This is a genomic window from Cellulosimicrobium sp. 4261 (genome assembly GCF_040546915.1).
GTDB lineage: Bacteria > Actinomycetota > Actinomycetes > Actinomycetales > Cellulomonadaceae > Cellulosimicrobium > Cellulosimicrobium cinnabarinum.
This window is the reverse complement of the sequence record NZ_JBEPOQ010000011.1, coordinates 41,529-65,021: the sequence shown is the minus strand read 5'-3', so window position 1 is coordinate 65,021 and position 23,493 is coordinate 41,529. Positions and strand designations below refer to the sequence as shown.

21 protein-coding genes are annotated in these 23,493 nt (G+C 76.0%); 8 read left to right on the top strand and 13 right to left on the bottom strand.

Annotated elements, in window-relative coordinates; translation table 11 throughout:
• Positions 1-84: 84 nt before the first annotated feature.
• Complete coding sequence (locus tag ABIE39_RS14055; protein ID WP_354052233.1) at positions 85-942, bottom strand: hypothetical protein; 858 nt, start codon at positions 940-942, stop codon at positions 85-87.
• Positions 943-1,011: 69 nt separating this feature from the next.
• Positions 1,012-2,082: an App1 family protein phosphatidate phosphatase gene (locus tag ABIE39_RS14050; RefSeq protein WP_175009918.1), complete on the bottom strand. Its 1,071-nt coding sequence runs from the start codon at positions 2,080-2,082 to the stop codon at positions 1,012-1,014.
• A gap of 137 nt (positions 2,083-2,219) precedes the next feature.
• Between ABIE39_RS14050 and ABIE39_RS14045 the strand changes: the two genes are divergently transcribed.
• The 3 genes from ABIE39_RS14045 to ABIE39_RS14035 all read left to right on the top strand — a co-directional run bounded on the left by ABIE39_RS14045 (position 2,220) and on the right by ABIE39_RS14035 (position 4,204).
• Positions 2,220-2,678: a hypothetical protein gene (locus tag ABIE39_RS14045; protein WP_354052231.1), complete on the top strand. Its 459-nt coding sequence runs from the start codon at positions 2,220-2,222 to the stop codon at positions 2,676-2,678.
• Positions 2,679-2,758: 80 nt separating this feature from the next.
• Entirely contained in the window at positions 2,759-3,574 is an 816-nt protein-coding gene (locus tag ABIE39_RS14040) for a CPBP family glutamic-type intramembrane protease (protein ID WP_175009919.1), read from the top strand.
• A 51-nt stretch (positions 3,575-3,625) separates the two neighbouring features.
• On the top strand, positions 3,626-4,204 hold the full coding sequence (locus ABIE39_RS14035; RefSeq protein WP_175009920.1) for a pyridoxamine 5'-phosphate oxidase family protein: 579 nt from the start codon (positions 3,626-3,628) through the stop codon (positions 4,202-4,204).
• Here the strand turns inward: ABIE39_RS14035 and ABIE39_RS14030 are convergent.
• The 4 genes from ABIE39_RS14030 to ABIE39_RS14015 all read right to left on the bottom strand — a co-directional run bounded on the left by ABIE39_RS14030 (position 4,185) and on the right by ABIE39_RS14015 (position 7,801).
• Entirely contained in the window at positions 4,185-5,513 is a 1,329-nt protein-coding gene (locus tag ABIE39_RS14030) for a serpin family protein (protein ID WP_209829043.1), read from the bottom strand. The two genes, ABIE39_RS14035 and ABIE39_RS14030, sit on opposite strands and share 20 nt — an antisense overlap.
• A gap of 145 nt (positions 5,514-5,658) precedes the next feature.
• Positions 5,659-6,519: a ferredoxin reductase gene (locus tag ABIE39_RS14025; protein WP_354052229.1), complete on the bottom strand. Its 861-nt coding sequence runs from the start codon at positions 6,517-6,519 to the stop codon at positions 5,659-5,661.
• Positions 6,512-7,111 carry a sulfite oxidase-like oxidoreductase gene (locus ABIE39_RS14020; protein ID WP_074803744.1) on the bottom strand — a complete coding sequence of 200 codons (600 nt, stop codon included), beginning with the start codon at positions 7,109-7,111 and terminating at the stop codon, positions 6,512-6,514. Before ABIE39_RS14020 ends, ABIE39_RS14025 begins: the two co-directional genes overlap by 8 nt.
• A 39-nt stretch (positions 7,112-7,150) precedes the next feature.
• Positions 7,151-7,801: a TetR/AcrR family transcriptional regulator gene (locus ABIE39_RS14015; RefSeq protein WP_255437375.1), complete on the bottom strand. Its 651-nt coding sequence runs from the start codon at positions 7,799-7,801 to the stop codon at positions 7,151-7,153.
• A 152-nt stretch (positions 7,802-7,953) separates the two neighbouring features.
• Here ABIE39_RS14015 and ABIE39_RS14010 point away from each other — a divergent pair, with 152 nt between their 5' ends.
• On the top strand, positions 7,954-9,258 hold the full coding sequence (locus tag ABIE39_RS14010) for a glycosyltransferase (protein WP_209829042.1): 1,305 nt from the start codon (positions 7,954-7,956) through the stop codon (positions 9,256-9,258).
• A 132-nt stretch (positions 9,259-9,390) separates the two neighbouring features.
• Here the strand turns inward: ABIE39_RS14010 and ABIE39_RS14005 are convergent, their stop codons facing one another.
• The 4 genes from ABIE39_RS14005 to ABIE39_RS13990 form a co-directional block, all read right to left on the bottom strand.
• Entirely contained in the window at positions 9,391-10,833 is a 1,443-nt protein-coding gene (locus ABIE39_RS14005) for an L-serine ammonia-lyase (protein ID WP_354052226.1), read from the bottom strand.
• 57 nt (positions 10,834-10,890) lie between these two features.
• Positions 10,891-11,529 (bottom strand): DNA-3-methyladenine glycosylase I, encoded by a 639-nt coding sequence (locus ABIE39_RS14000; protein WP_354052224.1) that lies wholly within the window; start codon positions 11,527-11,529, stop codon positions 10,891-10,893.
• Positions 11,530-11,615: 86 nt separating this feature from the next.
• Complete coding sequence (locus ABIE39_RS13995) at positions 11,616-11,972, bottom strand: winged helix-turn-helix domain-containing protein (protein WP_255437376.1); 357 nt, start codon at positions 11,970-11,972, stop codon at positions 11,616-11,618.
• A complete protein-coding gene (locus ABIE39_RS13990) occupies positions 11,969-12,421 on the bottom strand; it encodes a hypothetical protein (RefSeq protein ID WP_255179911.1) in 453 nt (150 codons plus the stop codon). The genes ABIE39_RS13995 and ABIE39_RS13990 overlap by 4 nt, the downstream gene beginning before the upstream one ends.
• Before the next feature lie 159 nt (positions 12,422-12,580).
• Here ABIE39_RS13990 and ABIE39_RS13985 point away from each other — a divergent pair, with 159 nt between their 5' ends.
• Together ABIE39_RS13985 and ABIE39_RS13980 are read left to right on the top strand one after the other, a co-directional pair.
• Positions 12,581-14,029 carry an AAA family ATPase gene (locus tag ABIE39_RS13985; protein ID WP_175009926.1) on the top strand — a complete coding sequence of 483 codons (1,449 nt, stop codon included), beginning with the start codon at positions 12,581-12,583 and terminating at the stop codon, positions 14,027-14,029.
• A gap of 19 nt (positions 14,030-14,048) precedes the next feature.
• Positions 14,049-15,758 (top strand): tetratricopeptide repeat protein, encoded by a 1,710-nt coding sequence (locus ABIE39_RS13980; protein ID WP_354052221.1) that lies wholly within the window; start codon positions 14,049-14,051, stop codon positions 15,756-15,758.
• A gap of 28 nt (positions 15,759-15,786) precedes the next feature.
• On the opposite strand, the gene ABIE39_RS13975 is transcribed toward ABIE39_RS13980, so the two are convergent.
• Complete coding sequence (locus ABIE39_RS13975) at positions 15,787-16,686, bottom strand: TetR/AcrR family transcriptional regulator (protein WP_354052220.1); 900 nt, start codon at positions 16,684-16,686, stop codon at positions 15,787-15,789.
• Positions 16,687-16,704: 18 nt separating this feature from the next.
• Here ABIE39_RS13975 and ABIE39_RS13970 point away from each other — a divergent pair, with 18 nt between their 5' ends.
• On the top strand, positions 16,705-17,301 hold the full coding sequence (locus tag ABIE39_RS13970; protein WP_114554155.1) for a GNAT family N-acetyltransferase: 597 nt from the start codon (positions 16,705-16,707) through the stop codon (positions 17,299-17,301).
• A gap of 192 nt (positions 17,302-17,493) precedes the next feature.
• Here ABIE39_RS13970 and ABIE39_RS13965 read toward each other — a convergent pair whose 3' ends face one another.
• Complete coding sequence (locus tag ABIE39_RS13965; protein ID WP_354052218.1) at positions 17,494-19,755, bottom strand: hypothetical protein; 2,262 nt, start codon at positions 19,753-19,755, stop codon at positions 17,494-17,496.
• 413 nt (positions 19,756-20,168) lie between these two features.
• Here ABIE39_RS13965 and ABIE39_RS13960 point away from each other — a divergent pair, with 413 nt between their 5' ends.
• Positions 20,169-23,210, top strand: coding sequence for an esterase-like activity of phytase family protein (locus ABIE39_RS13960; protein WP_354052217.1), 3,042 nt, complete (start codon positions 20,169-20,171; stop codon positions 23,208-23,210).
• 39 nt (positions 23,211-23,249) lie between these two features.
• Here ABIE39_RS13960 and ABIE39_RS13955 read toward each other — a convergent pair whose 3' ends face one another.
• Positions 23,250-23,468, bottom strand: a complete 219-nt coding sequence (locus tag ABIE39_RS13955; protein ID WP_114553608.1) for a PspC domain-containing protein — start codon at positions 23,466-23,468, stop codon at positions 23,250-23,252.
• Between the last annotated feature and the right edge of the window lie 25 nt (positions 23,469-23,493).

The window sequence follows — 23,493 nt, the reverse complement described above, 5'->3', positions numbered from 1 at the left end:
CCGCCGAGCACGACCTTGTTGTCGGCATCGTCCTGATGACGACAGCAAGGTCGTGCTCGGCGGGGCTGCTGCGGCTCGGCGGGGCTACTGCGGCTCGACCGGGCCGTCCTGGCCGGCCACGAGGTCGCCGCAGCTCGTCTCCTGCGCCGTCGTGACGACCGGGTCGTCCGCGGCGGCGTCCTGCGCGACCGTCTCCTCCTCGCCGTTCGTCGCGACCTTCGCACCCGTGCCGAGGTCGACGAAGGTGCGCGACACCGTGAAGGAGGAGCCGTCGTCGGACACGGCGTCCAGGCCCGCGAGGCGGAGCGTGCCGTCGACCTCGGTGCAGCCGACGCCCGTGCCGAAGCCCGTGAAGCCCTTGTCGAACGTGTAGGGCTCGGCCTGCGCGTTCTGCGTCGGCGTCAGGGCGCAGTCGGCGGCCGAGAGCAGCAGGACCTCACGGCCGGTGTCGACGAGCGCGATCGGCGCGGTCCCGTCGCCCGCCGCGACGAGCTGGACGATCGCGCTCGCGGGCTGCGGGCTCGCCGACTCGACGGGCGCGGAGAACGTGGCGCCCGACGCCGTCGTGATGCCGAACGTGCGGTCCGCGCCGCCGGTGAGCCACGCGGTGTCGGGGCGGCCGTCGCCGTCGACGTCGACGATCTCGTGCGTGCCCGCCCCTGCGGGGACGCCGTCGCCGGTGGCGGGGCACCCCTCGGCGGCGGGCGTCGAGGCGCCGTCGGTGGGTGACGCCGCGTCGGTGGGGGACGGGCTCGCGGGAGCGCTGGTCGACGGCGCGGGCGTCTCGGCGGCGGGGCCGTCGTCGGTCGGGCGGTTGACCAGCCACACGACGAGCGCGATCACCAGCACCGCCACGACCGTGACGAAGATCCACGGCCACGTGCGGCGCGTCGGCGCGGGCTCGGGGTCGGGCGTGGGGAAGGGGTCTCCGGGCGTGGTCATGTCCTCAGGCAACCACTGCCGCCGGGGCGTGGCATCCGGAGCCGCGGGGGACCCGTGGCACCCAGGGTCTCAGCGACGCAGCACCCGGGCGAGCGAGCGGGTGAGCGCGTCGCCGTCGGGGCCGTGCGCCGTCGGGACGCCCCCGACGTCGCCCGGCAGGCTGCCGGGCGCGGGCAGCGGCGAGCCGTGTGCGAGGACCTGCTGCGCGGGCGTCAGCTCGCGGATCGCGACGGCCGCGACGTGGCCCGGGTGGCGGCGTGCGGCGCGCGCGTAGATGTCGGGGTCGTGCTGGCCGTCGTCGCCGATCAGCAGCCAGTCGACGTCGGGCAGCTCGCGGAACAGCCGGTCCAGCGACGTGTCCTTATGCTCCGGGCCGCTGCGGAACCAGCCCGTGTTGGTGGGCCCCCAGTCGGTGAGCAGCAGCGGGCCGGGCGGGAAGCCGTGGCGCTGGAGGAAGCGTCGCAGGTTGGCGGCGGTGTTCCACGCGCCCGTCGACACGTAGACGAACGGGGTGCCGGGCCGCGATGTCGCGATGCCGCGGTACAGCGCCGCCATGCCCGGCACCGGCACGCGGGCGCTCGAGTGCCGCACGAACGTGTTCCACGCCGCGATGAACGGGCGCGGGACGGCCGTCACCATCGCGGTGTCGTCGATGTCCGAGACGACGCCGAGCCGGCGCCCGTCGGCCACGACGAACACCCGGCCGGTCGCCGTCGCGCCCGCCGAGGTGCGGAACGAGACGTCGTGCCAGCCCGGCGCGAGGTCGACGTCGATCACCCGGTCGAGGTAGCCGCCGCGGTCGGACACCAGGTCGACCGTCGTGCTGCCCACCCGCACGCGGACCTCCTCGCGCGGGGCCGGCGCGGTGAAGAAGTACCGCCAGCCGCGCCTGTCGGCGGACTCGCGCTCGTGCAGCGCGGGGTCGAACGCGGGGCTCGCGAGGAGCACCCGGCCCAGCACGCGCACCCGGCGCGGGCTCCCGTAGCCGGCGAAGGGCTCGACGCGCGGGCGCCACCCGCGGGCCTTCTGGAAGCGGGAGACGACGGCGCGCCACCGGTCCTCGAGCCGCGCGGCCCGGTGGGGGCGCTGGCTCGGGGTGGGCTCGCTCGTGACGGTCGGTACGGGTGCGGTCTGCGGCATGGCTCGGGGCGCTGTCCTCGGTCGGGGGTGGCGGGTCAACCCTGTCACAGCCTGCCCACGAGCGCGGGGTGTCGCGCGGGGGCGTCGGTCGCCGACGAGCGCGTGCGGGCCCGGCGGGCCGTGCCTAGCGTGGCCGCGTGAGCGACGAGACCTCCCGGAATCCTGCCGACCTGCCCGGCCGCCCCGTGCCCGAGGGCGTGAGCGACGCGACCGTCGACGCGCTCGGGGCCCTGAGCGAGGCGCTCGAGACGACGGAACGCGCGCGCGGGCACCTGTACACGTTCCACCAGCTCACCGGGGAGGCGGACCTCGCGCTCGGCGAGGCGGTCGAGAAGCTGCGCGCCGCGGGGCACGCGGAGGTCGCGGACCGGATCGAGGCGGACCTCGTGGGACGCAACGTCGTCCCCGGCCGCTGGACGTTCCAGCTCGTCGAGGAGTACGACGACGGCTACTGGTCGGCGTTCCGCGAGCACGAGCGCACCGTGCGCGACGAGCTCGCAGGCGGCGCCCGGCACCTGTTCGAGGCCCGGATGAAGCAGGACCGGCGCACGGCGGGGCGTCCCGGACACGAGGCCGGGCCCGACGACGTGCGGTGACGTCTGGTCGGTGTGTCGAGAGGCAACCGACCCCGTCCATCGTGCCCAGCCACCGCCGGGCCGGGCCGTATCGTTGCGGGGTGACGGACGCCCGGATCGCCCGCCAGTTCGTGGCGCTCACCTTCCTGATCGCCTACGGGCTCTCCGGTGGGCTGATCGTGGCGGCCCGCTCCGGCTACGAGGTGCACAACGTCGTCACCACGGTTCCCGAGCTCCTGGCGAACGTGCCGTTCGCGCTCTACATCCTCTCGCCCGCGATCGCCTCCTACGTCGTCCTGCGAGCGAACCGCAGGGTCTCGGGTCTCCGGGAATGGCTGCGCCTCGTCTTCGTCATCCGGGGCCGTCCTGCGGGGTGGCTGCTCGCCCTCGTCGCGCTCGCCGCGTACTTCGCGCTCCACCTGCTGGTCTCCGGCCCCTCCGCGCACGCGGTCCCGTGGTTCATGTTCTTCCTGTCGTTGCCGGGCAACCTCGTCATCGGCGGCATGGAGGAGGCCGGCTGGATGACCGCGCTGCAGCCCGGGCTCGATCGGCGGTGGGGGTTCGTCACCTCGTCGCTGGTGGTCGGGATCATCTGGCTGCTCTGGCACGTGCCGCTCTTCTTCATCCCTGGCACGAACCACGAGTCCGGCCTGATCGACTTCTGGATGTTCGCGGTTCAGATCATGGCGTTCCGCTTCCTCTACGGCGCGATCTTCAGGATGGCCGGCCCGAACGGGGTGCTCCTGTGCATCCTCAGCCACACGGTGTTCAACGCCGCCAGCTTCACTCTCGGCATCCCGCCGACGACCTGGGCAGGCACCCTCGCTGCCAACGCGGGGGTGGTGATCCTTGCCCTCGCTGCGGTGATGATCGCGCCCAGGTCTCGGGTGACTCGTCGATGGCGCCGCGACCGATGAGTCCGGGCGCGCTCGCCGGTCCCAGGGGCAGGACCGACGAGAGGAACCTCCATGACCACGGCCGAGCAGCCTGCCGCCCGACCCGCCGCTCCCGACGCACCGGAGGGGACGCTCGTCCCGGGGTTCAGCTCTCCCGGCGCGCGTCCCGTCCCGTGGGAGACGGTGCGCGACGCGCTCGAACGGGCCGAAATCTCGTGGATCTCGACCGTGCGCCCCGACGGGCGCCCGCACGTCACGCCGCTCATGACGGTCGTCGCCGACGGCTGCCTCCACGTGACCACCGGGCCGGACGAGCGCAAGGCCCGCAACCTGGCCGAGAACGCGCACGTCGTGCTCACGACCGGGAAGAACGACTACGAGGACGCGCTCGACGTCGTCGTCGAGGGCACCGCCGCGCGCGTCACCGAGGACGCGGCGCTCCGCCGCCTCGCCGAGCGGTGGCGCTGCAAGTACGGCGACGACTGGACGTTCGACGTCCAGGACGGCGCGTTCGTGCATGACGGCGACCCGGCGCTCGTCTTCTCCGTGCGGCCCGAGGTCGTGTTCGCGTACGAGCGCACGGCCGAGCACGCGGCGATGCGGTGGCGGTTCGGTCCGGGCCCGCGCGCCCTCAGTGCCGTGGGTCTCTGATCGCGGCAGTGAAGAGCGGCCAGCCGGTGTCGTCGGAGGACACCGAGAAGACGTAGGGCCGGTCCACGCGGAAGGTGATGCTCTCGGCCGCGATCTCCGCCGCAGTTTCGACCTCGACGATCTCGGTGACGGCCGCCGCGACGGTGCCCTCGGCGTCGACCTGGAGGAGCGCCTGCTGCCAGGCCTGCGAGACGTAGAGGTCCTGGTCGCTGATGCCGCCGAGGTCGGGCGGCTCGACCGGGTCGAGGAGTCCGCCGAGCCCGGCCGCGGAGAGGGCGGGCCGGAGGTCCAGCGGGTCCTCGGCGGGGACGTCGAGCGTCGGCAGGGTCAGCGCGACCGTCTGCCGGGGTGCCGTGTCCAGCGCCTCCCGCAGCGCGGCGAGCCGACCCGGCGCGACGGACGCCGGGTCGGCTCCCTCGGGCGGCAGCACGACGTCGGCGTGGAACCCCTCGACGTACGGCAGCCGGACCGCGCGCCACCCGTCGTCCTCGGCGTACGCCCACGACTCCGTGAGCCGCAGCGACTCCACGTCCGCCACCTCGCCGCCCGCGAGGGTGAAGGGCGAGGGCGCCGTGTCGCCCTCGTCGAACGGCGCCTCCCACCGGGCGGCGAACAGGACCGCGTTCTGGAGCACGAGGCGCAGGTCGGCGTCGGGCTCGACGGCGCTCTCCTCGACCAGCCCGCCGGTGTGGAACCGGACCCACTCGCTGAGCGGCGCGATGCCCGACGACGTCCCGAGGTCCGTGTGCAGCACCCCGGCGCCGTACCCGGTCGCGAGCGTCTCGAGGTAGGGCTCGTGGACCTCGGCCTCGTCGTCGAGCACGACCTGGTTCGCGACGTGCACGAGCGGCTTCTCCGGGAGCTCCTCCGCCCGGACCTGCGCCGGGTCGCCGTCGTAGGCGGCGAGCGACGCGAGGAGGGCGTTGACCGCGTCCGTCCGGTCCTGGCCGGACGCGCCGAGCGCGTCGTCGAGGGCCAGCGCCGTGTCTCCCCGCGCGCCCTCGGCCAGCATCGAGAGCGCGACGACGGCGCTCGCCGGCGAGACCACGACGTTGCCCTCGCGGGGTGCCGCGGCGAGCATCGTCAGGCCGAGCCGCTCGGTCGCGTCGACGACGCCGGGCGTCGCGCCGGCGTCGGCCACGCTCACGACGTCCCGCGCGGCGTCCGCGGTGGCGAGGGGCAGGTCCGGACTGGAGGTCACGCCGGTGGCGCACGCCGTGAGCGCGGCCAGCGCAGCCGTCGTCGTCAGGGTGGCCAGCCCGCGCCGACGCAGACTCGGCTCCTGGTGCGGTGCTGCGGTCGTCGTCATCGATCCCCCCGGCGGTCGGGGGCGGCGCGCTCGCCGCCCTCTCTCCGACTGTGTCGGCGGGAGCGTGATCCTTGCTCCGCGGAGCGCGCGGGCGCGGACCCGCGGGCGGGCCGCCGGCGCCTCCGGTCTGACTCCTGCGCCGCGGTCAGTCGACCGCGGGCCCGAAGCGCTCGGTCTTGATCCGCGCAGGGTCGTGGCCGAGCGCCACGAGCTGTCGCGCGACGGCCTCGACGAAGCCCGTCGGCCCGCACACGAAGCACGCGGGCTCGATCTCGGGCGGCCAGCCCCACGCGGCGAGCTCGCGCCGCTCGACGCGGCCGGGCCCGCGCATCGAGCCGAGCGGGGTCGAGCGGGTGTGGACCACGTGGACGTCGAGACCGTCGTGCGCGGCGGCGAGGTGGTCGAGGTCGTCGACGTAGAGCTCGTCCTCCGGCCGCCGCACCGAGTACACGAGCCGGAAGGGCGTGCGGTCGCCGGCCTCGCGCCGGGTACGGAGCATCGCCATGAGCGGCACGAGGCCCGACCCGCCGGCCGCGAGCAGCACGGGCGTCCCCGCGTCGCGCTCGGGCGACCAGACGAACCACCCGCCGACCGGGCCGCGCAGCTCGATCGCGGCGCCCACCGCGAACACGTCGGTGAGGTACGTCGAGACCTCGCCGCCGGGGACCCGCTGGACGGTGACCTCGACGCGCGCGGGGGAGCCGCCGTCGGGCAGGGCGCCGTCCTGCGGGACGGCGGGCGGGCCGCCCGGGGAGGCACCGTCGTCGGGCAGGGGCGCGCGCGTCGCGGCGCTGCCGATCGAGTAGCTGCGCTCGGCGGTGTAGCCGTCGGGCGCGGTGAGGCGCAGGTCGACGTGCTGGCCGGCGAGGTGGCCGGGCCACGCGGGGACCTCGAGGACGAGCGTCCGCGCGGACGGGCTCTCCGCCCACGCGCCGACGAGCGTCGCGACCTGCCAGCGCGACGGCGTCGCGTACCGCGCGCCGAGGCGGACGGGCGCCTCAGTCACCCTGGTACCTCTGCTCGCGCCACGGGTCGCCGAGGTCGTGGTAGCCGAGCCGCTCCCAGAAGCCCTGCCGGTCCATGGGCATGAGGGTGATGCTGTTGACCCACTTCGCCGACTTCCAGAAGTACAGGTGCGGCACGAGGAGCCGCGCGGGGCCGCCGTGCACGGGGTGGAGCGGGGCGCCGTCGAAGGTGTGCACGACCCACGCCTTGCCACCGAGCAGCTCGGCGACCGGGAGGTTCGTCGTGTAGCCGCCGTAGCAGCCGATCATCGCGAAGTCGGCGGTGGACTCGACCTCGCCGAGGAGCGTGTCGAGCGAGACGCCGCGCCAGGACGTGCCGAACTTCGACCAGCGGGTGACGCAGTGGATGTCGACGGTCGGCTCGTCCTGGGGGAGCGCCATGAGCTCGGCCCACGACCAGGAGCGGGTCGCGCCGGTCTCGGTGGTGACGTCGAAGCGCCAGGTCGCGGTGTCGACGCGCGGTGTGGGCCCTGCCGAGAGCACGGGGAACCCGGTCTCGACGTACTGGCCCGGCGGGAGCGCCACCCCCTGCGGGCGGGGCCGGCCCTGGAAGCCGGGGGTGAGGGTGCTCATGGCTCACGGTAGGCGCGGCCCGCCAGGCCGCGCCAGGGGTCAGGCGTCCGCGTCACCCCGGGGCGGTGCGGCGACGAGGCGCACGACGGCGTCGCGCAGCCACGCGCGGTACCGCTCGCGCGACCAGCCCGCACCGGCCGCGAAGTGCGTCCAGCCCTCCGGCGCGAGGAGGTAGGACAGGGTCTCGGCGGACTCGTCCCGCGGTGCGCGCAGCCGGAACCCGTGGTCCGCGAGCACGTCGACGCTCGCGCGCAGGTCCGCGCGACGGCGGTCGAGGAGCGCCGCGAGCTCGGCGGCGACGGCCTCGTCGGAGCGGGCCGCCGACGTGAACGCCGACCACAGGGCCGCGACGCGTTCGTTCGCCGCCGCCACGAGCGCGACGAGCCCGTCGAGGAAGGCCTCGGGGTCGGTGGTCCCGGCGACGGCGCGGCCCTCGGGCCGGGCGGCGAGCGACTCCTGGCCCTCGGACCCTGCGAACGTCACCTCGAAGGCCGCGAGGAGCAGGGCGCGCTTGGGCCCGTGCACCTTGACGGTCTCGAGCGACACGCCCGCCCGTTCGGCGACGCGCGCGAGGGTCGTGCGCTCGTAGCCACGCTCGGTGAGCTCCTCGGCCGCTGCGCGCACGACGCGCTCGCGGGTGCGCGCGGCCTGCTCGGCGCGGAGGTCGGACGTGTAGGCGCGGGGGACCACTATTGACTACCCCTCTAGGGTGATGAATACTCCTGACGGTTACCGATCTTCTCACACGCCGCCTCCCCCTCGGCGTCCTCGCGCGGACGGCCCGGTCCCGCGCCCTTCCCGTCCGACCGGCGCGTCCCGCGCCGCCCGAGAGAGGCACACCGATGGCCACCGTCCTGCTCTGCTCCACCCCCGTGCACGCCCACGTCACCCCGCTGCTCGCGGTCACGCGCGCGCTCGTCGCCCACGGCCACGAGGTCCGGTTCCTCACCGGCGCGCGCTTCGCCGCGGCCGCGGAGGCAGCCGGTGCCGAGCACGTGCCGCTGCCCGCCGCCGCCGACTTCGACGACCGCGACCTCGCGGCCGCGTTCCCGGGCCGCGCGGGGCGCACCGGTCTCGACGCGATCCGCCACGACATGCTCGAGATCTTCGTCCGGCCGGGCGCCGCGCAGCACCGCGCCGTCGTCGACGCCCTCGCCGCGCGCCCGGCCGACGTCGTGCTCGTCGAGCCCCTGTTCCTCGGCGCGATGGCGCTCGTCGCCACCCCGGCCGACCGGCGCCCTCCCGTGCTCGCGCTGGGCATCTTCCCGCTCGGGCTGAAGAGCGACCTCACCGCACCGTTCGGCCTCGGCGTGCTTCCCGCGCGCGGGCCGCTCGGGGTGCTGCGCAACCGGGCGCTGCACCGGTTCGTCGAGGGCGTCGCGTTCGCCGCGCCGCAGCGCGCCGCGCAGGACATGGTGCGCGCGACCGGCGCCACCCCGAGCGACACGTTCTTCCTGGGCTGGCCCGCCGACGCGGACGCCGTCGTGCAGCTCACCGTCCCCGAGCTCGAGTACCCGCGGCCCGACGTCGTCACGCCCGTCCGGTTCGTCGGCCCGCCGCGACCCGTCGCCGCGCACGGCGACCTCCCCGCCTGGTGGGACGACCTCGGCACGCGCCGCCCCGTCGTCCACGTCACGCAGGGCACGGTCGCGAACGAGGACCCGCACCAGCTCCTCCTGCCGACCCTGCGCGCGCTCGCGGACGAGGACGTGCTCGTCGTCGCCGCCACCGGCGGGCGGCCCGTCGAGACGCTCGGCACGCTGCCCCCGAACGCGCGCGCGGCCGAGTATCTCCCGTACGACGCGCTGCTCCCGCGCACGTCGGTCCTCGTGACGAACGGCGGCTACGGCGGCGTGCACCACGCGCTGCGACACGGCGTGCCCGTCGTCGTCGCCGGGAAGACGGAGGACAAGGCGGAGGTCGCGGCCCGCGTCGCGTGGACCGGGACGGGCGTGCGGCTGCGGACCAGCACGCCGCGGCCCGCCCAGGTGCGACGTGCGGTGCGCCGCCTGCTCGACGACCCGTCGTACACCCGGGCCGCCGCGCTCCTCGGCGAGCGCATCGCCGCCGCGCCGGGGGAGGACGGCGTCGTCGCGGTCGTGGAGGAGGTCGTCGCCCGGCGCGCCGCTCCCCGTGCCGCACGCTGACGGGGGAGGAGGATCGGGGGATGCCCGGCGCCCTCGGTCGTGCTGGAGCCTGCGCTTGCTCCGCTGTGCTCCGGCTCAGCACTCGCGTCCTCGGTCGTGCTGGAGCCTGCGCTTGCTCCGCTGCGCTCCGGCTCAGCACTCGACGACGTTGACCGCGAGGCCGCCCGTCGAGGTCTCCTTGTACTTGGTCGACATGTCGACGCCCGTCTGGCGCATGGTCTCGATGACGGTGTCCAGCGAGACGACGTGCGAGCCGTCGCCCTGGAGCGCGAGGCGCGCGGCGGACACGGCGGTGCACGCGGCGATGGCGTTGCGCTCGATGCACGGGACCTGGACGAGCCCTCCGACCGGGTCGCACGTGAGGCCGAGGTTGTGCTCCATCGCGATCTCGGCCGCGTTCTCGACCTGGGCGGGCGTACCGCCGAGCACCGCGCAGATGGCGCCGGCCGCCATGGAGCACGCCGACCCGACCTCGCCCTGGCACCCGGCCTCCGCGCCGGAGATGGACGCGTTGCGCTTGTACAGCGCGCCGATGGCGGCGGCGGTGAGCAGGTACGTGCGCATCGCCCGACGACGGCGCGCCGGGTCGGCGGCGACGTCCGGGTGCGTGCGCAGGAAGTGCCGCCCGACGGCCGGGATGATCCCGGCCGCGCCGTTCGTCGGGGCGGTCACGACGCGCCGCCCGTCGGCGTTCTCCTCGTTGACGGCCATCGCGAAGGCCTGGAGCCACTCGATCGTCGTGTCGGCGCCGCGCTCGTCGGCCAGCTCGAGGCGTTCGCGCTGCGCACGCGCCCGACGCCGGACCTTGAGCCGGCCGGGCAGGACGCCGTCGCGCTCCAGCCCGGCGTCGACGCACGCGCTCATCGTGTCCCAGATCCGGTCGACGCCCGCCTCGACGTCGGCCACCGGGCGCAGGGCGGTCTCGTTGGCCCACGCGACCGCGGCGATCGACGTCCGCTCGCGCTCGCACACGGCGAGGAGCTCGGCCGCGTTGGCGAACGGGTACGGCACGCCGGCCGGCTCGGTCCGCGGGTCGATCGTCTCGCCCGCGAGCTCGGCGCCGACCTGGGCCGCCTCGTTCGCGGCGGCTGCCTCGAGCTCGGCCGCGGTGAGGACGAACCCGCCGCCGACGGAGTAGTAGGCCTCCTCGGCGAGCGTCGCGCCGTCGGCGTCGAGCGCGGTGAAGCGCATCCCGTTGGGGTGACCGGGCATGCGCGTCAGCGGCGCGAGGCGCACGTCGTCGCGAGTCATGGTGATGCGGTGGCGGCCGAGGAGCGCGACGGGTGCGCCGTCACCGAGCTTCTCCCACGACCCGGGCACCCGAGCCGGGTCGCACGTCTCGGGGTCCAGGCCGAGCAGGCCCGCGACGACGGCGTCCGGCGTGCCGTGGCCGACGCCCGTCGCGCCGAGCGAGCCGCACAGCACGACCCGCAGCCCCGCCACGGAGTCGAGCGCGTCGCCCGCGGCCAGGGTCGTGACGAACGCCTTCGCCGCGCGCATCGGCCCGACGGTGTGCGAGCTCGACGGTCCGACGCCGACGGAGAACAGGTCGAGGACCGAGACGTAGGCGCTCATGCCCACCATGGTCGCACCTCGTCCACGATGCGGGCGGATTTTGCTATAGCGGATCGGTCACGACGGTGCGGAGGCGGACCTGCCCAGCACGACGGGGCACGTCGCGAGGTGGTCGTCCACGAGGCCGCACGCCTGCATGGCCGCGTACGCCGTCGTGGGCCCGACGAACCGGAAGCCGTGCTTCTTGAGCGCCTTCGACAGGGAGACCGACTCGGGGCTCGTGCTGGGGACGTCGCCCCACGTGGCGGGCTGCTGGGAGCGCGGGGGCGGCGCGAACGACCACACCAGCTCGTCGAGCGAGCCGCCACCTGCCTGCAGCGTGAGGAGCGCCCGCGCGTTGTCGATCGTCGCGGTGATCTTCTGGCGGTTGCGGATGATGCGGGCGTCGGTGAGGAGCCGCTCGACGTCGGGCTCGTCGAACGCCGCGACCGCCTCCGGGTCGAACCCGGCGAACACCTCGCGGAACGCCGGGCGCTTGCGCAGCACCGTGATCCAGGACAGGCCGGACTGGAAGCCCTCGAGGGCCAGGCGTTCGAACAGCGCGGTGTCCCCGTGCACCGGCACTCCCCACTCGGTGTCGTGGTACTCCTCGTAGAGCGGGTCGCCGTCGCCGAAGCAGCGGGCGCCGGGGCGCGGCGCGGGCGGCGCGTCGTCGGGCACGGCGAGCGGGGTGGACGCGTCGGTCTCGGTCGTCATGAGCCCCACTCTGCCGCCTCCCGCCGACACCCACGAGGCCCCTGTGGACGGCGCGCGCCCGGACGCGTGCGCCGAGGCGCCTGTGGTCAGGCGTCGGCCGGGGGCAGCGCGACCTCCGCGATCGCGCGCAGCGCGTCGAGGTGCGCGCGCAGGGCGGCGGCACCGGCGGGCGTGAGACGCACCCAGGTGCGCGTGCGTCGTCCGGCGCGCTCCTTGCTGATGTCGACGTACCCGGCGTCCTCGAGCACCGTGAGCTGCTTCGACAGCGTCGAGTCGGACAGCTCGATCGTGTCGCGCAAGGTCCGGAAGTCGGCCTTCTCGACGCCCGAGAGCGCGGCGACGACGGACAGGCGGACGGGGGAGTGGATCACCTCGTCGAGCGTGTGGCGCGGGTGGTGGTCGACGGCCGCCCCGTCACCTGCCGGGGGCCGGTTCGTCGTCACGCCGTCACCGCCGCGTCCCGCGGGGCGGGCCGCCAGGCCGCGACGAGCAGCGGGACGGCGCTCACGAGCGCCGCGGGCACCCAGTACGCGACGGAGCCGGGCCACACCACCATCCCGGTGACGAGCACCGCCCCGTAGACCACGGCCCAGGACACCGCACCGACGGCGATCCGGCGTCGCGTGCCGACGGCCAGGGCGCCCTGCCGGGCGGCCCACGTGGCGCCGACGGTGACGATCGCGACCCAGGCGGCCATCCCGGCGACGAAGCCGACGCGGCCGCCGAGCCCGATCGCGAGCACCAGCCCGACGCTCGCGACGGCCCACCCCGTGAGGTAGAGCCGGACCCACCGCCACCCGCGCGCCCGGGTGGCGGTGGCGAGGCGATCGGCACGGTCGAGCGCGGCTGCCGCGTCGAGGGGTGCGGTGCAGGTCGTGTCGTCGGTGCTCATGGATGCCATCGAAGCATCTACTTTCCATCATGGCAAGTATTTGCCATGGGGACCTCTCCCTATCGTGCGCGTCGGCGGTCCCGTGCACACTGGTCCCGGCCGTGCCCCGTCCTGGGCCGCACGACGCCGTCGTCCCGACCGCCGTCCCTGAGGAGCCCCATGTCCGACGCCCTGGCCGCGCTCGCCGCCGCCGTCGCGGCAGCGCCCGCGAGCGCGCCGCTGCGCGTGCACTACGCGAGCCTCCTGCTCGCCGCGGGGCGTCCCGTCGAGGCGCTCGAGCAGGCCAGCGCCGGGCTCCGGATCGACCCCGCGGACGGCGAGGCGCTGCGGCTCGTCCAGGAGGCGGCCGCGTCCGCCGCCGCGGCGTCGCGACCGGCGGACGCCGCTCCCGGGCAGGCGCCGGGCGCCCCCGCGCCCCACGACCCTGCCGGGCCAACCGACGTCGCCGCGCCGCACGACCCTGCCGCGCCGTCCGACCACGCGGGGCAGGCCGCTCCCGCCGGGCCGGGGAGCCCGGCGTCGGGCATCGACTGGGACCGGCTGGAGGACGAGCTCGACGTGCGCGTCCCGCCGCCCTTCGTCGAGGAGCCTGCGGTCGGCACCACGGGCCCCGCTCCCGCCGACCCGAGCCCGGCACCCGGGCAGGCCCACGCCGACCCGGCGCCCGGGGGCGGGCAGCCGTTCCTCGTGCCCGCGCGCGACGACGCCCCCGACGACGGGTCGGGCCTGCTCGAGGTCTCGCGCGAGACGGTGACGCTGGCGGACGTCGGCGGCCTGGAGCCGGTGAAGAAGCGCATCCGCGAGGCGTTCCTGGAGCCGATGCGCAACCAGGCCATCGCGCAGGCGTTCGGCAAGTCGCTGCGCGGCGGCCTGCTGCTCTACGGGCCGCCCGGCACCGGCAAGACGTACATGGCACGCGCGGTCGCGGGCGAGCTCGGCGCGCGGTTCCTCACGGTGACGCTCGCGGACATCCTCGACAAGTACATCGGGGAGAGCGAGCAGAACCTCCACGCCCTGTTCCAGCGTGCGCGGCAGCTCGCGCCGGCCGTGCTGTTCCTCGACGAGGTCGACGCGATCGGCGGCAAGCGCGCGCAGTACTCCGGGTCGTCGGGCATGCGGACGGTCGTCAACCAGCTCCTCCAGGAGATGGACGGCATCGGCTCCGACAACGACGGCCTGTTCGTGCTCGGCGCGACCAACCACCCGTGGGACGTCGACACCGCGCTCCTGCGCCCGGGCCGGTTCGACCGCGTCGTGCTCGTCCTGCCGCCCGACGAGCCCGCGCGCGAGGCCATCCTGCGCCACCACCTCGCGGGGCGACCCGTCGCCGGGATCGACCTGCGCTCCGTCGTGCAGCGCACCGACGGGTTCTCCGGCGCGGACCTGGAGCACCTGGCGGCCACGGCAGCCGAGAAGGCGATGATGGACTCGATCGCGTCCGGCCAGGTGCGGCCCGTCACGATGGCCGACATGGAGTCGGCGCTCGCGGACGTGCGGCCGTCCACGACGGCGTGGCTCCAGTCCGCGCGCAACGTCGTGACGTTCGCGAACGACGACGGCCGCTACGACGAGCTCGCCGCGTACCTGCGCGCGCGGCGCATGCTCTGAGACGGCGAGGCTGCCGACGGTGACCACGACCATCGACCCGCGCGCCGTCGGCGCGCGTGTCGAGCTGCTCGTCCAGATGGGGCGGCCCGAGCGCGCCCTCGACGAGGTCGACGAGGCGCTCGCCGCCGTGCCCGACGACGCGCGTCTGCTCCTCGCCGCCGCGTGGGTGCGGCTGCACCTCCAGCGCTCCGCCGACGCGCTGCCCCTCCTGGAGCAGGTGGTCGCGGCCCAGCCCACCGCCGACGGCGCGCTCTACCTGCTGTCGGTCGCGCGGCAGAACACCGGCGACGTCCCCGGTGCGCGCGACGCCGCGCGGCGCGCCCTCGAGCTGGACCCCGACGACGCGCGCTATCACCTCCAGCTCGCCGACGCCCACCTCTCGGGGCGCGTGCGCGGCGCCGACCGGCGGCTCGCGCGCGAGCGCATCGCCGCGGCGCTCGAGCTCGCCCCCGAGGTGCCGGACCGCCTCGCGCAGGCGGCCCGGCTCTGGTCGCGCCTCGGGGACGACGACCGGGCTCGCGCCCTGGTGCGGCAGGGCCTCGCCGTCGCGCCGGAGCACGAGGACCTCCTCTACCTCGACGCGGCGCTCGCGCTCGACGCGAGCCGCAGCGCCCAGGGGTACAGCGGCGTCCTCGCGATGAACCCCGAGCACGCCGAGGCCGGGTACCTGCTGCACCTCAGCGTGTGGCAGCAGGTGCTCCGGCTCGTCGAGATGCCGGTCCTCCTCGTCGGGGCCGTCGCGCTCGTCGTCGCCTTCGCGATGAGCGACGCCCACGTGGGCAGCGTGCCGGTCTGGGGAGTCGTCGTGCTGCTGTGGACGGGCGTGACCGCGCTGCGCGTCGTGCCCGTCCTCCTCCAGGTCCCGCGCGGGCTGCTGCGCCGCACCCTGCGCCGGACGCCGTTCCGCAGCGGCACCGTCGTGGCGATCGCCGTCGGGTGGGCGGGCGTCCTCGCGGGGCTCGCCCTGCTCTACCTCGTGCGCGACGCCGCCGCCGTCCGGTGGTTCCTCGTCGGGCTCGGGGCGGTGCTCGCCCTGGTGACCGTCACCTCGGCCGTCCTGCACGCGGCGATGTTCACGCAGGCGCGCGAGCTCGGCTACCTGCCGCCCGGCGTGACCGGAGCGGCGCGCGTCGCGGCGCTGCGCGCGAACCTGCGCCGCGCCGCCGTGCGCCGGGTGGTCGTCCTCGGGGTCGTCGCGGTCGTGGTCGCGGGCGTCGGGTCGGGCGCGCTCGCGCGCGAGGACGCCCGCCCCGTCGCGGCGCTCGCCGCGGTCGCGTACGTGCTGCCGCTCGTCGTCGGGATGTGGGCCGCGTGGCGCGTCGCGGCCCGGCAGCGCGCGGCGTCCGACGAGCGCCCGCCCGTGAGCACGGCCGCCGCGGTCCGCGCCGGGCTGGGTGGCGCCGTCCTCCTCCTCGCCACGGTCCTGCTGCTGCTCGCCGAGGCAGCAGCGCTGGCCGCGCTGCCCGTCGGCCCCGACGAGCACGACGCCGACGGCCGCTACGTCCAGGAGGAGCGCGCCCCGCGCGACCCGGACTCGGCCGTGCAGGAGTGCACCGGCCGGCCCGCCACGCGTCTCGCCTGCATCCAGGAGAACAACCGCGTCCGCCAGGAAGAGCTCCAGGAACGGCTGGGGGACCTCGACGTCCCCACGATCGACGTCCCCACGTTCGACGTGCCGGACCTGCCCGACGTCCAGGTTCCCGACGCCCCGGTCTCGCCGAACTCCTGACCTGGTGGGAGGCCGGACCGAACGACCGTCAGCCGCGGTCGACGGCCCCGCGGGCCACGGCGCGCTGCGCGACGAACGCCTCGATCCCGTCGAGGAGGATGTCGAGCCCGGAGCCGACGCCGCTCTCCGAGGCGTCGGGCCGGGCCTCGGGCGGCGTCCACGCGGCGAGCGCCTCGGTGAGCGCGGGGTACGTCTCGGGGTCGGCGAGCCGGGTGAGCACGAGCTCGTAGTCCGCGTACGGGTCGGCGGCGGCGCGCCGGGTCTCGACCTGGACGCGCCCCTCGCCGAGCACGTGCTGCGCGAGGAGCCCGACGATCTGGAGCTTCTCGTCCGTCGTCAGGTCGAGCGGAGCGAGGATCGCGAACGCGCGGTCGATCCAGCGCAACCGGTTCGGGCCGACCTGCGCCGTCGTCAGCGGCAGGTCGAGGAACCAGGGCCGAGCGAGGACGCCCTCGATCTGCGCACGGGTCCAGGCCGTGAGCCCGGCGCGCCAGTCCCCGTCGTCCGGGGGTAGCTCGAGCACGTCCGCGGCCGCGTCGGCCATGAGGACGAGGAGCTCGTCCTTGCTCTCGACGTAGCGGTAGAGCGCCATCGGTGAGTAGCCGAGCGCCTCGGCGACGCGCGCCATGGACACCGCGGGCAGGCCCTCGGCGTCGGCGAGGTCGACGGCGGCGCGCACGACCTGCTCGACGGACAGTGCGGGCTTGGGGCCGCGCCGCGGGGCGGTGCCGTGCCCCCACAACCGCGCGACGACGGGCGGGAGCTCCTCCCGGGCGCCTGGACGGTCGGTGCTGGGGCGGTCGTCGCCGTCGGTCCCGGTCATCTCGTCATCCTCCCAGCGGACCTTGACCGCCTGCACGGCGGTGTCTACGGTCAGAAGAATAGTAGATGCAATAAACAGTTTCGTGCCGACGCGGTCACGCCTCACCCAGGAAGCAGGGACCCCATGATCGAGATCAGGCGCGGCGACGAGCTCGGCGAGAGCAGTCGGCGGCGGATCACCGAGGTTCTCGTGCGCGGCTTCGCGGAGGACTTCGCGTACTTCTCGAAGGACCCGCGCGTGCTGACGGACGCGTTCGCGCACATGCTCGTGCTCGAACGGTTCTACGTCGCGGTCGTCGACGGCGAGCCCGCCGCCGTCGCCTCGGTCACCGAGGGCGAGCAGGAGTGCTTCGCCCCCGCGCGGCGCACCTTCCGGGACGCGTTGGGTCGTGTCCACGGCGCGATCAGCTACCGGATCGTCCGGAGCCAGTTCCTCGGCGCAGACGACGGTGCGCGGGACGGCCTCGCGGAGATCGGGTTCGTCACGACGGCGCCGGAGCACCAGGGCCGGGGGGTGGGCACCGCGCTCATGCGTCACCTGATGGAGCTGCCGTACGACGAGCTCGTGCTGCGCGACATCAAGGACACCAACGCCCCCGCGCTGGGGCTCTACCGCAAGCTCGGGTTCACGGAGACGGGGCGCCGCCCGGTGCGGTTCGCCCGGCGGGCAGGGTTCTCGGCGTACGTCACGATGAGCCACGCCCGGGACGTCGCGTCGTGACCGCTGCCGCCGCGGTGCGTGCCGGTCGACCCGCCCGGTGAGTGGCGGCGCCGGAGGCACGAAGAAGGGCGGCGGCCCCGGAGTCCTGTCCACCGGGACCGCCGCCCGCGGGGGCGGCACCGTCGACGTGAGGCCGCCCCCGAGTCGAGGGCCGGGCGGCGGGAGCGCCGCCCGGCCGTGCGCGCCGGTCCGTCAGACCGCCGCGAGCCGACGGCGCAGCCCGAGCCCGACGCCCGCGACGCCCGCGAGCACGGACCCGCCGACCAGCGCCGACATGCCGAGCGACACCCGTCCGACGGGGCTGTTCTCGACGCTGTCCTTGAGCTCCGTCGTGCCGTCGGAGAGGGTGCCCGTGCCGTCCGCGAGCGTGGCCGCGCCCTCGGCGATGCGGGTGCTGCCGTCGTGCAGGTCGGACGCGCCGTCGGCGAGGGTCGTCGTGCCGGCGTGCAGCGTCGCGGAGCCCTCGGCCAGCGCCGCGTTGCCCGCGGCGAGGGTCGTCGCGCCCGTCGAGAGGGTCGTGAGCCCGTTCTGCAGGCGCAGCGTCCCGTCCTCCAACCGCGTGGTCCCGGCGAACAGGTCGCCCGCGCCCGTGCGCAGCCGCACCGTGCCGGCAGAGAGGTCGCCCGCGCCCGTCGCGGCCTTCGCCGTCCCCGCCTTGAGGTCGGCGGCGCCGGACGCGAGCTCCGACGCGCCTGCGGCGAGCTCGGAGGTCTTGGTGGCGAGCTGGGCGTTGCCGCCCGCGACCCGGGCGGCGCCGTCGGCCAGGCGAGCCGTGCCTTCGGCGAGCGCTGCCGAGGCGGCGGCCGCGTCGGTGTTCCCGGCGGCGACCCGGGCGGCGCCGTCTGCCGACGCCGCGTTCCCGGCGGCCAGGGTCGTCGCGCCGCCCGACACCTTGGCGGCGCCGTCGGCGAGGGCGCGGGTCGCCCCGGCGAGCGAGGCGTTGCCGGCCGAGACCGTGCTCGCACCGGCGGCGAGGGCGTCGGCCCCTCCGGAGAGCTGCGCCGTCCCGGCGGCGAGGCTCTGTGCCCCGCCGGAGACCGCGGCGGCGCCGGAGGCGAGCCCGGCCGCACCCTCCGCGAGCCGCGTCGCGCCCGCGTCCGCCTCCTGGGCGCCGGTGGACACCCGTGCGGCTCCGGTGCTGAGGTCCCGAAGACCCGCCTCGAGCCGGGCCGCGCCCGCCGCGGCGCCCGAGTCGCCCGCGAGCCCGTCGCGCAGGGCGGACGCGCCGGTGACGAGCCCTCCGGCCCCGGCGTCGACCCTCGCCGCGCCGTCGCGCACCGAGCCCGCGGCACCCGCGAGGGCGTCGAGCCTCGCCTTGAGGGCCGGGTCGTCGGTCGCCGCGGCCAGCCCCGCGAGCTGTGCCGCGAGGGAGTCCGCTCCCGCGTGGACCTGGTCCGCGCCTTCGGCCACCGAACGCGTCCCGTCGGCCAGGCGGACGGCGCCGTCGCGGGCCGTGGAGAGGCCCGCGGCGAGTCCGGACGCGCCGTCCCGGAGCTGGGCGGACGCCGCCGCGACCTGCTGCGCGCCCGGCGCCAGGAGCGCCGTGCCGTCCCGCAGCGAGCTCGCGCCGGCGGACAGCTGCTCGGCGCCCGCCGCGACCGTCGCCGCGCCCGGTGCGAGCGAGCCGGCGCCCCGGGCGGTGGCGGCGACGCCGTCGCGCAGGGTCGAGGCGCCCGCCGAGACGCTGCTCGCCCCGGTCGCCAGGTCGCGTGCGCCGGACGCGGCGCCGGAGAGGCCCGTGGTGACCGTCGACGCGCCGTCCGCGACGGTGCTCGCCCCGACGGCGAGCCGCGCCGTGCCGTCGGCCAGGTCGGACGCGCCGGTGGCCAGCGCCGAGGTGCCGTCGGCGAGCAGACCGGCACCCTGCGCGGCCGTCGCGTTCCCGGCGGAGAGCTCGGCCGCGCCGTCCTTCAGGGTGCCCGCGCCCGTCGCGATCTGGGACGCGCCGTCGGCCGCCCGGGCGTTGCCCGCGGCGAGGCGTGCCGCCCCGTAGTCGAGGTCCTTGCTGCCCGCCGCGAGACGGGCCGCGCCGCTCGCCGCGTCGCCCGTCCCGGCGGCGAGGCGTGCCGCACCGGCGTTCAGCTCGTCGGCACCGGCGGCGAGCTCGGTCGCGCCGTCGAGCGCGGTGGTGCCGCCCGTGGCGAGCTGGGTGGCGCCGTCGGACGCCTTCCGCGCACCGGCGGAGAGGTCGTTCGCACCAGCCTCGAGGTCGCCGGCACCGTCGGCGAGGCGCCGCGCGCCGGCCTGGGCCTCGGTCGTGCCGTCAGCGAGGGTCGCGGCGCCGGCGTCGAGCTCGGCGGCGCCGTCGTCGAGGCGGGTCGCGCCGTCGGCGACCTTGCCGTTGTACACGAGGAGGAACGCGACCAGGCCGGCGACCGCGAGGGCGAGCACGGCGAGCGCGACGGAGGTGAGGACCGTGTGCGTGCGCGACGGTCGGAGAGCGTGCTGCGTCATCTGTCGTCCTTCCTCACGCCCGGCGTCGTCGCGGGGCGTTCGGCACGAGGGGAGAGGTGCGGGAGAGGCGGGTACCGGTCTGCTCGGCGCGGGAGTGCGCCGGTGCGCCCACCACCGTTGGCGGGACGTGGAGTAGCAGGTAGATCCCCAGCGACGCTAGCAACGCCCCGGACACCACGGACAGCGAGTACTAGGTACTTTCGCCGTCACGATTCGGTCACGGGCCCGAAGTATCAGGTACTCCGCACGCGAGTCCGTCGCTCGGAGCAACGGACGGCCGTCCGGGCCTTCGCAGACGAGCCCGCACGCGCCTGCCGAGTGTTCACCCAGCGGCCATCCCCCCGCCCGCGACCCGTCGTCGTCCCGCCACGGCGTCGCACCACCCTCTGCTCGACCCTCGTCGAAGGAGAGACATGCCACCGATCACCGAGCGGACGCCCGCGGGGGCGCCGGAGCGCGCCCTGGCCCGTCGTCCGCGCCGCGCCGCGCTCGTCGCCACCGGCACGACGCTCACCCTGGGCCTGGGCGCGCTGCCCGCGCTCGCGGCCGTGCCCGCCCACGCCCCGAGCGGCACCGCCGCAGTCCCGACGGTCGCCGACGCCTGGCCGACCCCGGCGCCGGCCGAGACGTTCCACCGGCTCGCGACGTACCCCGTCTTCGACAACCGCCCGGCCGGCGAGGACGCCGCCGCGGAGACGGTCGCGGAGATCTCGGCGGTCAGCGAGGACGGGCGGACCCTCGTCCACACCGACGCCCTCGCGCGCCGCATCGGCTTCCTCGACCTCACCGACCCCGGCGCGCCGCAGGGTCTCGGCACGCTGAGCCTCGCCGAGCTCGGGTCGGAGCACGACGAGCCGACGTCGGTCGCGGTCGTCGGCGGGTACGTCCTCGTCGTCGTGGACACGTCCGTGAGCTTCACCGAGCCGAGCGGCCGCCTCGACGTCGTCGACCTCGCGACGCGTGAGCGCGTGCGGTCGCTGGACCTCGGCGGCCAGCCGGACTCGATCGCCGTCACGCCCGACGGCGCGCACGCCGTCGTCGCGATCGAGAACCAGCGCGACGAGGACGCGACGCCGGAGGGCGGCGACGAGGGCGACCTCCCGCAGCTCCCCGCAGGGTTCGTGCAGATCCTCGACCTGCCCGGCCGCGACCCGGCCGCCTGGTCGACGCGCGCCGTCCCCTTCGTGGACGAGGCGGGCGCGCCGCTGCCCGTCGTCGCGGCCGCTGGCCTCGACACGCCCGAGGACCCGGAGCCGGAGTACGTCGCGATCAACCCCGCGGGCACCAAGGCCGCGGTGACGCTCCAGGAGAACAACGGCGTCGCCGTCGTCGACGTCGCCTCGGGCGAGGTCGAGAGCGTCTTCTCCGCGGGTGCGGTCGCCGTCTCGGGGATCGACGTGAAGAAGGACGGCACGATCGACCAGACCGGGTCGATCCCCGCGACGCCCCGCGAGCCGGACGCCGTCGGCTGGGTCGACGACGCGCACGTCGCGACCGCCAACGAGGGCGACTGGAAGGGTGGCTCCCGCGGCTGGTCGGTGCTCGACGCCGTCACGGGCGAGGTCGTGTGGGACGCGGGCGCGGAGCTGGAGCGCCTCGCCGTCCGCGTCGGCCTGCACACCGAGGACCGCGCGGCCAAGAAGGGCGTCGAGCCCGAGGGCCTGGCCGTCGCGACGCTCGGCGGGACGCGGTACGCGTTCGTCGGCTCCGAGCGCTCGAACTTCGTCGCCGTCTACGACGTGACCGACGCGGCCGCCCCGCGGTTCGTCCAGGTCCTCGCGACGACGAACGGTCCCGAGGGGCTGCTCGTCGTGCCGCAGCGCGACCTGCTCGTGGTGTCGAGCGAGGAGGACGACGCCGCGGCGGGCGTGCGCTCGGCCGTCACGGTGTTCGGGCGCGGGGACGCGTGGGCCGACGCCGCGGGGTCGCCCCGGTTCCCGAGCGTCGTCTCCGCGGACGCGACCACGGGCCCGCAGGCCGGTGCGCCGATCGGCTGGGGCGCGCTCGGGGCGCTGAGCGCCGACCCGACCGATCCCCAGCGCCTGTGGACGGCGACCGACGCTGCGTACTCCCCGACGCAGCTCCTGTCGCTCGACGTGCGCGGCGACGGCGAGGGCTCGCCCGCGGTGATCGACCGCACGGTCACGGTCACGCGCGACGGCGCACCCGTGGGTCTCGACGTCGAGGGGGTCGCGGCGCGCCCCGGGGGCGGGTTCTGGCTCGGTGTCGAGGGCGCGAAGGGCGCGGAGAACGCGATCGTGCACGTCGACGCCGCGGGCGCGGTCGTCGAGTCCGTCGCGCTTCCCGACGCCGTCGTCGCGGGCCTCGGGAAGCAGTGCATCGAGGGCGTCGCGGTCGGTGCGCCGGCCGGTGTGGGCGCACGCAGGCCCGGGGCCCAGGCCGCGGGCGAGCAGGTGTGGGTCGCCCTCCAGCGCGGCCTGACGACGGACGCGGGCGGCACGGCGGGCACCGCGCGGATCGGGCGCTACGACGTCGCGACGCGCACGTGGGACTGGTTCGCCTACCCGCTCGAGCGCACCACGACGGACGGCGACTGGCTGGGGCTGAGCGAGGTGACCGTCGTCGACCACGACACGCTCGCCGTGATCGAGCGCGACAAGCTCAACGGCCCCGCCGCCGCGGTGAAGCGCGTGTACGCGGTCGACGTCCCGGACGTCGCCGTCGGCGCGGCGTCGACCACCCCGGTCCCCGTGACGAAGACGCTCGCGCACGACGTGCTGCCCGACCTGCGTGCCACGAACGGCTGGACGCAGGAGAAGCTCGAGGGCCTCACGGTCGGCGGCGACGGCACGGTCTGGGCGATCACGGACAACGACGGCCTGGCCGACGCGACCGGCGAGACGGTGCTGCTGAGCCTCGGCGCGGCGTCCGACGTGTTCGACGGCCACCTCGACGAAGAGACGCCGGGCCCCGATGAGCCCGGCGAGACGCCCGGCGCGGGGGAGCAGCCGCCGTCGGCCCCCCGGCACGCCGTGGGGGTGGACGACCTCACCGCGGCGAACCACGGCGGCGTCAGCCTCTCCCCGACGCACGTGCGTGCGGGCGAGCAGGTCACCGCGACGGCCGACGGCTTCGCACCCGGCGAGTGGGTCTCCGCGACCCTCTTCTCGACGCCGGCGGACCTCGGCATGGTCCGGGCCGACGCGTCGGGCCGGCTCACGGCGACCGTCACCGTCCCCGCCGACACGGCGGTGGGCGAGCACCGGTTCGCGCTCGTCGGCCAGGTGGACGGCCGCGTGCTGTGGACGGAGCTCGAGGTGCTCGCGACGGACGCCGCGACCGGCGGGTCCGACGGCGCCGCGTCGGCCCGGCCGGACGGGCTCGCCACGACCGGGTCGTACGTCGGCGCGCTCGTCGGGCTCGCGATCGTGCTCGTGGCGGGCGGCGTGACGATCGTCGTCGCTCGGCGCCGCCTGCGCGGGCTGCCGCGCTAGGGGAGCCCGTCCCGCTGCCCGGTGCGGCAGCGGGACGGGTCAGTCGCGGTCGTTCGGCATGAGGGCCCACAGGACCAGGTACGCGATGACCTGGGGGCCCGGGAGCAGGATCGAGACCGCGGCGACGATGCGCACGACGGTCGGGTCCCAGCCGAACCGGCGGGCGATCCCGGCGCACACGCCCGCGATCATCCGGCCGTGGCGCGGACGGGACAGCGTCGGGCGGTACGGGGCTGCGGAGGCGTCTGAGGTGCTCATACCTCGACGGTAGGCGCGGCCCGAC